The following is an 8,247-nucleotide window of genomic DNA, read 5'->3' as shown; positions in this document are numbered from 1 at the left end:
CGGCCGCGGCGCCGCCGTAGCCGCTGCCGACGATGAGCACGTCCACGGCGGCCGGGCCGGGCGCGGGCGCGCCCAGCCGCTCGACCATCCAGTCCTCCAGCGGACGCGACAGCCAGCGGGTGCCCAGCGGCCGCCGGCCGGCGGCCTCACCGTCAGACGGGGCTGGCGGCGCCTCCTCGAACGGACGAGACATCGACACCCTCCCTGCGGTACTCGGCCAGCGCGGCCTGCATCGCGTTGATCAGCAGTTCTTCGGTGACCGGCTTGTGCAGCAGCGTCAGGCCCGCTTCATGGGCCTCGCGCAGCCGCTCCGGCGCGGTGTCGCCGCTGACGATCAGCGCCGGCAGGCCGGGGAAGGCGCTGCGCAGCGAGCGCACGGCGCTGATGCCGTCCTCGCCGCCGCGCAGGCGGAAGTCGGTCAGCAGCAGGTCCGGCTGCTGACCCATGCTCTTGAGCAGGCCCTCGCGCGTGCTGCCGGCCAGCAGCACCTGGCAGCCATGCGCGCTCAGCAGCGCATGCATGGCCACGCGCACCGGCTCCTCGTCGTCGATCACCAGCACCCGCATCGGCGGCAGCGCCGGGCCCTGTCTCGGCGCCGCGCCGGGTCTCACCAGCGCGATGTCCGCGGCCGTCACGTTCAGCATGAAGCTGGAGCCATGCCCGGGCGCCGATCTCAGCGCCAGATGCAGGTCCAGCAGGTCGACCAGGCGGGTCACGATGGACAGACCCAGACCCAGGCCCTTGGCGCGGTCGCGCTCCGGATTCCCGACCTGATAGAACTCCTCGAAGATGCGCTGCTGCTCGTGCTCGGGAATGCCCATGCCGGTGTCACGCACCGACAGGCGCCAGACTTCCTCGTCCTGGCCGCGGTTGACCTCGATGGCCACCTCGCCGCGCATCGTGTACTTGATGGCGTTGTCGATCAGGTTGCGCACCACGCGCTCGAGCAGCACCGGGTCGCTCTCGACGCAGGCCTCGGGCGGGCAGTCCAGGCGCAGCAGCAGGTGCTTGCGCAGCGCGGCCGGCTGGAACTCCCGCTGCAGCCGGCCCAGCCAGGGCTGCAGGGCGAAGACCTGGTTGTTCACCGGCACCACGTTGGCATCCAGCTTCGAGATGTCCAGCAGCGCATCCATCTGCGAGGACAAGGACTGCAGCGCCAGGTTCATCTGCGTCACGATGACGCGGCCTTCGTCGTCCATCGGCCGCTTGTCCAGCGCCGCGCCGAACAGCGACAGCGTATGCATCGGCTGGCGCAGGTCATGGCTGGCCGAGGCGAGGAAGCGCGTCTTGGCGGCCATCGCGGACTCCGCCTGCGACAGCGCCTGTCGCAGCTGCTGGTTGCTCTTGTTCTGCTGCAGCCGGATCAGCACCGACTCGGCGAAGACGCGGTAGGTGTCGCGCGCCAGGCCGGTCAGGATGACGCCGAAGAAGACGATCAGCCCCGACAGCACCCAGTCGAGCCAGCGGTGCTGCTCGCCGGGCTGGTGGAACAGGCCCCAGGCCAGCGCGTTGGCCAGCGTGACGGGCCACAGGAAGACCTGGAACACGATGCGGTGGCCGGCGGTCGTCGCGACGGCGCCGGCGCACAGGCCCAGCAGCACGATCGTCTGCACCATCCGCTGGAAATCGCTCAGGTGCGGTGCCGCGACCAGCGACACGCTGAACACCAGGCCATTGGCCAGACTCAGCCAGATCGCCCAGTCCAGGCGCTGCTCGAGCGGGCGCTCGTGCATCTCGGGCAGCCGGCCCAGCACGGCCCAGCGCGCCGCCAGCACCACGAAGACCGTCGCCAGCCAACCGTAGGCCAGCCAGGGCGACATCACCTGCGCCGCCATCACCGCCATCATCAGCGCGGCGATGCTCACCGGGTAGGGGACGCGGCGGCCCTGCTTGCCGATCAGGCGCAGCAGCTCGAGCTCGACGCTCGCCTGCTCGGCGCTGCGCTCACCCGCCATGACCGGAGGGGGCAGCGCCTGGCCGCTGCCGCGAGTGGAGATGCATGGGTTGTGTAAGGCTTGTACTGGGCCGGCAATATATCTTGCCGAACCCTCATGCCCAAGTACCGCCGCTGGGGGCAGCGCCCCAGTGCGACCGGGTCGCCATGCAAATCGCGAGAAAGGCTAAAAAGCGCAGCGCGGATAAAACTATGCCGACCACCGCCACCCCATCGGGCTTTGGTAGGTCGGCATAGCACTCCTCCCCTTGATCACGACGCTGAGGTCCAGGCAGCGCGCGATCGGTGCCCAGTATGCGAAGGCGGGGCATCGCCCGATATCCCCCTCAAGAGGGAGAGCCCCGAAGGCATCGACCTTGTGGGCCATCGGCCCTGCGCGCCTGGCGCTCAGGCGATGCGCAGCCGCTCCGGCGCATGGCTGTCGCGCAGCAGTTCCTCCAGCAGCGCGAGGTAGTAGCCGAGCGGCGGCGTCCGCATGCCCGGCCGCTTGGCCAGATCGTCCCAGCGGCGCAGCTGCAGCGCGGCGCTCGCATGCCGCTGGGTCATGAAGCGCAGGCGCTCCTCCGCGTTCATCGGACCGCCCTGCAGCGCCAGGCTGTGACGCGAGGCCTCGGACAGTCCGGGCCCATAGGCGGGATCGGTGCTCACCAGATAGCGCTTGGCATCCACATGCAGCCGGATCGGCTCCAGCACATCGGGTCCGAGCCCGCCCGCGCGCAGCAGCGGCAACGCGGTCAATTCATGCTTGTCATCCCGCAGAGGGGCCGTTGAACCACCGTCCATCAGTTGGCCGATGTCATGCAACAGCGCCGCGGCTACAAGGCTATGCTCCGCGTGCGCCCACTCGGCCAGTTGGGCGCATTGGAGCGCGTGCTCCAGCGCGGTGACCGGCTCCCGGCGCTCGTCGCCGTACTGCAGATGGCCGCGGCGGTGAAACACCGCCTCGACCTTGGCGATCAGGTCCATGACGAATCCTCGACATCGCTCCAAGGGCGGAGCGGCGCCAGTCTCAACCCCGCCGATGACGGATCTGTGAAGCGCCGATGGGGTTCTCATTCAAATCGACTGAACAGTGGCCTCAGTTCCGATGAACCGACGACGTACGGCGCACACGGACACTTGCCTCCATTCCGGACACCTGGGCCCCTCGACGGCCCGGGGCCTGCCCCAGGAACCTGCCCAGGACGCGAGCTTTCCATGACCACGATCGACGACCAGCCTCACGACCCCGACAACGCCCCGACGCAGCCGGCCGAGACGGCCGCCCTGTCGATGGCGCCGGTCGCCGAGCCGGCGCCGATGCCGGCGGTCAAGACCCGCTACGACGGCGTGGCGATGCTGTTCCACTGGGTGCTGGCGATCGCGATCATCGGCACCTTCTCGGTGGGCTGGTACATGGCCGACCTGCCGTTCTCGCTGACCCGGCTCAAGCTCTTCAACTGGCACAAGTGGGCCGGGGTGACCATCCTGGCGCTGTCGGCGCTGCGGCTGCTGTGGCGCCTGTGGCATCGCCCGCCGGCGGACCTGCCGATGCCGGCCTGGCAGAAGCTGGGCGCGCACGCGGTGCACTGGCTGCTGTACGCGGCGTTCTTCGCAGTGCCGCTGAGCGGCTGGGCCTACAGCTCGGCGGCCGGCTTCCCGATCGTGTGGTTCGGCGTGCTGCCGCTGCCGGACTTCGTGCCCAAGGACAAGGCGCTGGCGGAATCGCTCAAGCAGCTCCACCAGCTTTTCGCCTACGGCCTCGGCCTGCTGGTGCTTGCCCACCTTGGCGCCGTGGTCAAGCACGTCGTCCTCGACAGGGACGGCCTGCTGCGGCGCATGCTCCCGGGCCGCGCCTGAGCGGCATCGGCGCGGCGTCCCCCTGGACAACACCTGACCCCCAAGACTTCCGACCCCGCAGAGGATTCCATGACTGCACGTATGGCCACCCATCTCTCGATCACCGCGCTGTCGGTGCTGAGCGCCGCCTTCATCCTGGTCGCGCCGGCGATGGCGCAGACCAAGCCGGCAACGCCCGCCACCGCGGCCGCGCCCGCCAGCGCCAAGCTGGTGCCGGCGCAGAGCGACATCGCCTTCACCTTCCGCCAGATGGGTGTGCCGGTGGACGGCCACTTCAAGAAATTCGACGCCCAGGTGGCCTTCGATCCGAAGAACCCGGCCGCCGGCAAGGTCTCGCTGTCGATCGAACTGGGCAGCGCCACGCTGGGCGACGCCGCGACCGACGCGGAGCTGGTCAAGCCCGAGTGGTTCAACGTCAAGAAGATCCCGACCGCCACCTTCCAGAGCACCGCCATCAAGGCGCTGGGCGGCGGCAAGTTCGAGGCCGCCGGCAAGCTCACGATCAAGGGCCAGGCGAAGGACGTGGTCGTGCCGGTGACGCTGGCGCAGGCCGGCGGCACCACGACCGCCACCGGCGCGTTCGCGATCAAGCGGCTGGACTTCAACATCGGCGAGGGCGAGTGGAAGGACACCTCCATGGTCGCCAACGACGTCCAGGTGAAGTTCAAGCTGGCCCTCACCGGCATGGCGCCGCTGTAAGCGGCCGCCGCTCCTCCCGATTTCCCGAGTTCCTCCAACCGGTCCGGGTCCTCGCCCGGTTCCTTTCCCACCCACTGTTCGACAGGACCCCACGATGATGAAGAAAGCCCTGCTGCTCGCCTCCCTGATCGCCGCCGCCGGCCTGGCGCAAGCCCAGAGCGCGACCTACGCGATCGACCCGACGCACACCTACGCCACGTTCGAGATCAAGCACTTCGGCACCTCGACCAACCGCGGCCGCTTCGACAAGAAGGAAGGCACCGTGCAGTTCGACAAGGCCGGCAAGTCGGGCAAGGTCGAGGTCACCTTCGACATGAACGGCATCAGCACCGGCTCGACCCAGTTCGACAACCACCTGAAGAGCAAGGACTTCTTCGACGTGGCCAACAACCCGACGGCCAAGTTCGTCGGCGACAAGTTCACCTTCTCGGGCGACAAGGTGGCCTCCGTGTCCGGCCAGCTGACGCTCAAAGGCAAGACCGCCCCGGTGACGCTGACCGCGACCAACTTCAACTGCTACGACAACCCGATGCTCAAGCGCGAGGTCTGCGGCGGCGACTTCGAAACCACCTTCGACCGCACCGCCTTCGGCGTGGACTACGGCATCCAGTACGGCTTCTCGAAGGACATCAAGGTCATCATCCAGGTGGAGGCGGTGAAGCAGTAATTCCCCCGGGAATCCTTCACACCCAATGCCGGAAGGCCCGCGAAAGCGGGCCTTTCGCGTTTGCGGCGGGCCCCCCGACGGGGGCCGGGCGGCCGCGCCGACGTCCCGGCCTGTCGCGGATCGGCGCAGTCCATCCCAGCCCCCGCACGGCGCGTCGCCCACCCCCTCGGCCGGCCAGGGGACTTGCGTACAGTGCGCCCCATACGACAGGTCCTCCCATGAACGCGCCGACTCCCGCCTCCCCCACCCCGCGCCAGCGTTGGCAAAGCTTCATGAAAGCCGCCGAGCAGGGTTTTCACAGCTACGGCAGCTGGCTGGTGTCCATCACCTGGAAGCGCTTCACGCTGCTGTCGGTGATGCTGATCATCGGCGCCAACATCCTCCAGACCCTCCCCCCCTTCTCCTTCAGCTGGCAGTTGCCGGTCGAGACCACCGAGACCATCCACCCGCCCAAGGACCTGCGCCGGGATCGTGATCGCGAACGCGAGAAGGCGGCGGAGAAGGCCGCCGCGAAGGCCGAGAAGAAGGCCGCGGAGGCCGAGCGGGCCGCCCGGTCGCGACAGTCGGGCGAGGACGCCGAGGCCGAACAGGCGGCCTCCGCCGCCAGCGGCATCCAGGCCGAGGACCTCGAAGGCCTGCGCTACGAAGTCCAGATCGACAAGCGCGGCGTGCGCATCGTGCCGCGCAAGCCGCTCGGCGCCGCCAGCGCGGCGGCCAGCGGCAGCGCCTCCGACGCCGAGGTGACCGATCCCAACCTGCCGGCCATCGACATCCGCATTCCCAACGAGAAGCAGCGCGACGCGGTGCGCGAGGCGGTCCGCACCGCGGTCAACGACGCCAAGCGCGTGCTGGAAGAAGCCGCCGAGGAAGCGCGCCAGGCCAAGGCCGAGGCCGAGGAGGCCAAGGACGAACTCGAACAGGCCCAGCGCGAGACCTCCCGCAAGACCCGCTACCGCACCGTCCACCTCGGCGACTTCCTCGACAAGCTCGCCATCCTGGTGGTGCTGGCCTCGGCCCTGCTGAAGGCGACCTACAAGGGCCGGCTGCAGGCCGAGGTGAAGGCCGCCAAGGCCACCGAGACCGCCGAGGCCGAATCGCTGCGCCGCCAGGTGGTCGAGGCCCGCATGGCCGCGATGCAGGCCCAGGTCGAACCGCACTTCCTGTTCAACACGCTGGCCTCGATCGATCACCTGATCGAGACCGATCCGCCGCGCGCCTCCCAGATGCAGCGCAACCTGATCGCGCTGCTGCGGGCCTCGATGCCGACGATGCGCGAGGCCAACGCCAACGGCGGCGTGCGCGACCTGGGCCGCGAGATGGCGGTGATCCGGCCTTACCTCGAGATCCTGCAGGTCCGCATGGAGGAACGGCTGGTCTCCCGCATCGACGTGCCCGACGGCCTGCTGTCCGCTGAGTTCCCGCCGATGATGATCCAGAGCCTGGTCGAGAACGCCATCAAGCACGGCCTCGAGCCCAAGGCCGAGGGCGGCAGCTTGACCCTCAAGGCCGAGATCGTCCACGGCAAGCTGCAGGTCACCGTCGCCGACACCGGCCTGGGCTTCGGCCGGGCCGCGACCTCCGGCACCGGCGTCGGCCTGGCCAACATCCGCGAGCGCCTGTCGCTGCTCTACGGCAAGGCGGCCAGCCTGACCGTCGCGGAGAACCAGCCCTCCGGCACCGTCGTCACCATCACCGTCCCCTACCGGACGTCCGCTCACCACGCGCAGGAGCAAGGAGCACACGCATGAAAACGCTGTTCAAGACCCTTCTGATCCTCGGCTTCATCCTGGTCGGCGTTGCGACGCTGCTGGGCTGGGGCGCCGTCCACCTGCTCGGCGACACGCCCGGGGTGCATCTCACCATCGACGGCGACGACGTCGTCTGGACCAGCCTCGGCTTGGCCGATGCCTTCGGCGCCGGACTGGGCCTGATCATCGCCATCGGGGTGATGTGCCTGATCGTGCCGCTGCTGCTCCTGCTCGGCCTGGGCCTGCCGCTGTTGATCATCGGCGCGCTGGTGGTGGCCGGCCTGGCGGCGCTGGTGGGCGTCGGCGCGATCGTCGGCTCGCCGCTGATCCTGATCGGCTTCGTCATCTGGCTGCTGGTGCGCGACAAGCCGCGCAAGGCGCCTGCGGTGCCGCCCGCCGCGCCGATCGCCTCGACCGGGCCCGGCGCGCCCACCGAGCCGACCCTGCACGCGTGAACCTCCCGCCGGTCTCCGGGCCGGCGCCTGCCCTAACATCGCCCCTCATGAGCGACACCACCCCCGCCCCCCGCGCCGTCCTCGCCGACGATGAACGACTGATGCGCGAGCAGCTGCGCAGCCGCATCGCCGAGGTCTGGCCCGAGCTCCAGATCGTCGCCGAGGCCAAGAATGGCCTGGAGGCCGTCGAGCTGGTCAAGGAACACCGGCCGGATCTGGTCTTCCTCGACATCCGCATGCCGGGCCTGACCGGCGTGGAAGCCGCCAAGCAGATCGCGCAGCTGCCCGACGACGACGAGTGGGCACTGCCCGAGATCGTCTTCATCACCGCCTACGACCAGTACGCGGTCGAGGCCTTCGAGCAGGGCGTCTGCGACTACGTGCTCAAGCCCGCCGAGCGCGACCGGCTGCAGGTCACCGTCGGACGCATCAAGAAGCGCCTGGCCCAGCGCAGCGGCGAGGCCGAGCCCGACGGTCCGGCCACCGGCACGCTGCAGCAGCTGCTGCACTCGCTGTCGGCGCGGGTGAACAACGCCAGCGGCGCACCCAAGTACCTGCAATGGATCCAGGCCTCGGTCGGCCAGACCATCCAGATGATCCCGGTGGAGGACGTGCTGTTCTTCATCAGCGACGAGAAGTACACCCGCGTCCAGACGCCGACCGTCGAGGCGCTGATCCGCAAGCCGATCAAGGAGCTGGTCGAGGAGCTCGACCCGCAGCTGTTCTGGCAGATCCACCGTTCGACGCTGGTCAACGTGAAGGCGATCAACGGCATCAGCCGCGACTTCCGCGGCCGCCAGCTCGTCGGCGTGCGCGGGCTCGACGAAAAGCTGGAAGTTAGCCGCAGCTACACCCACCTCTTCAAAGGCATGTGACGCGACTGCG

At 69.2% G+C, this 8,247-nt stretch carries 9 protein-coding genes; 6 read left to right on the top strand and 3 right to left on the bottom strand.

The window, feature by feature from the left end:
- From CS062_RS25865 to CS062_RS16060, 3 genes are all read right to left on the bottom strand, one after another.
- Positions 1–193: hypothetical protein (locus CS062_RS25865; RefSeq protein WP_143742368.1), on the bottom strand; the 193-nt coding region annotated here is incomplete at its 3' end.
- Entirely contained in the window at positions 153–1,955 is a 1,803-nt protein-coding gene (locus CS062_RS16065) for an ATP-binding response regulator (protein WP_099862609.1), read from the bottom strand. The genes CS062_RS16065 and CS062_RS25865, both read right to left, overlap by 41 nt.
- A 386-nt stretch (positions 1,956–2,341) precedes the next feature.
- Positions 2,342–2,920: an HD domain-containing protein gene (locus CS062_RS16060; protein WP_099862608.1), complete on the bottom strand. Its 579-nt coding sequence runs from the start codon at positions 2,918–2,920 to the stop codon at positions 2,342–2,344.
- A gap of 306 nt (positions 2,921–3,226) precedes the next feature.
- Between CS062_RS16060 and CS062_RS16055 the strand changes: the two genes are divergently transcribed.
- The 6 genes from CS062_RS16055 to CS062_RS16030 all read left to right on the top strand — a co-directional run bounded on the left by CS062_RS16055 (position 3,227) and on the right by CS062_RS16030 (position 8,237).
- Positions 3,227–3,793, top strand: a complete 567-nt coding sequence (locus CS062_RS16055; protein WP_438270481.1) for a cytochrome b — start codon at positions 3,227–3,229, stop codon at positions 3,791–3,793.
- 150 nt (positions 3,794–3,943) lie between these two features.
- Positions 3,944–4,492, top strand: a complete 549-nt coding sequence (locus tag CS062_RS16050) for a YceI family protein (protein WP_233218092.1) — start codon at positions 3,944–3,946, stop codon at positions 4,490–4,492.
- A gap of 97 nt (positions 4,493–4,589) precedes the next feature.
- Entirely contained in the window at positions 4,590–5,159 is a 570-nt protein-coding gene (locus CS062_RS16045; protein ID WP_099862612.1) for a YceI family protein, read from the top strand.
- 218 nt (positions 5,160–5,377) lie between these two features.
- Entirely contained in the window at positions 5,378–6,907 is a 1,530-nt protein-coding gene (locus CS062_RS16040) for a sensor histidine kinase (RefSeq protein WP_233218090.1), read from the top strand.
- Positions 6,904–7,362: a hypothetical protein gene (locus tag CS062_RS16035; protein ID WP_099862605.1), complete on the top strand. Its 459-nt coding sequence runs from the start codon at positions 6,904–6,906 to the stop codon at positions 7,360–7,362. The genes CS062_RS16040 and CS062_RS16035 overlap by 4 nt, the downstream gene beginning before the upstream one ends.
- Positions 7,363–7,409: 47 nt before the next feature.
- The gene (locus tag CS062_RS16030) at positions 7,410–8,237 is read left to right on the top strand and encodes a LytR/AlgR family response regulator transcription factor (RefSeq protein WP_099862604.1); all 828 of its coding nucleotides are present in this window, start codon (positions 7,410–7,412) and stop codon (positions 8,235–8,237) included.
- Positions 8,238–8,247: the final 10 nt, after the last annotated feature.

It is taken from the genome of Roseateles chitinivorans (assembly GCF_002761755.1).
In the GTDB taxonomy this organism is placed as follows: domain Bacteria; phylum Pseudomonadota; class Gammaproteobacteria; order Burkholderiales; family Burkholderiaceae_C; genus Roseateles; species Roseateles chitinivorans.
The sequence above is the reverse complement of the archived record's forward strand: the minus strand, read 5'-3'. Positions and strand labels throughout refer to the sequence as shown.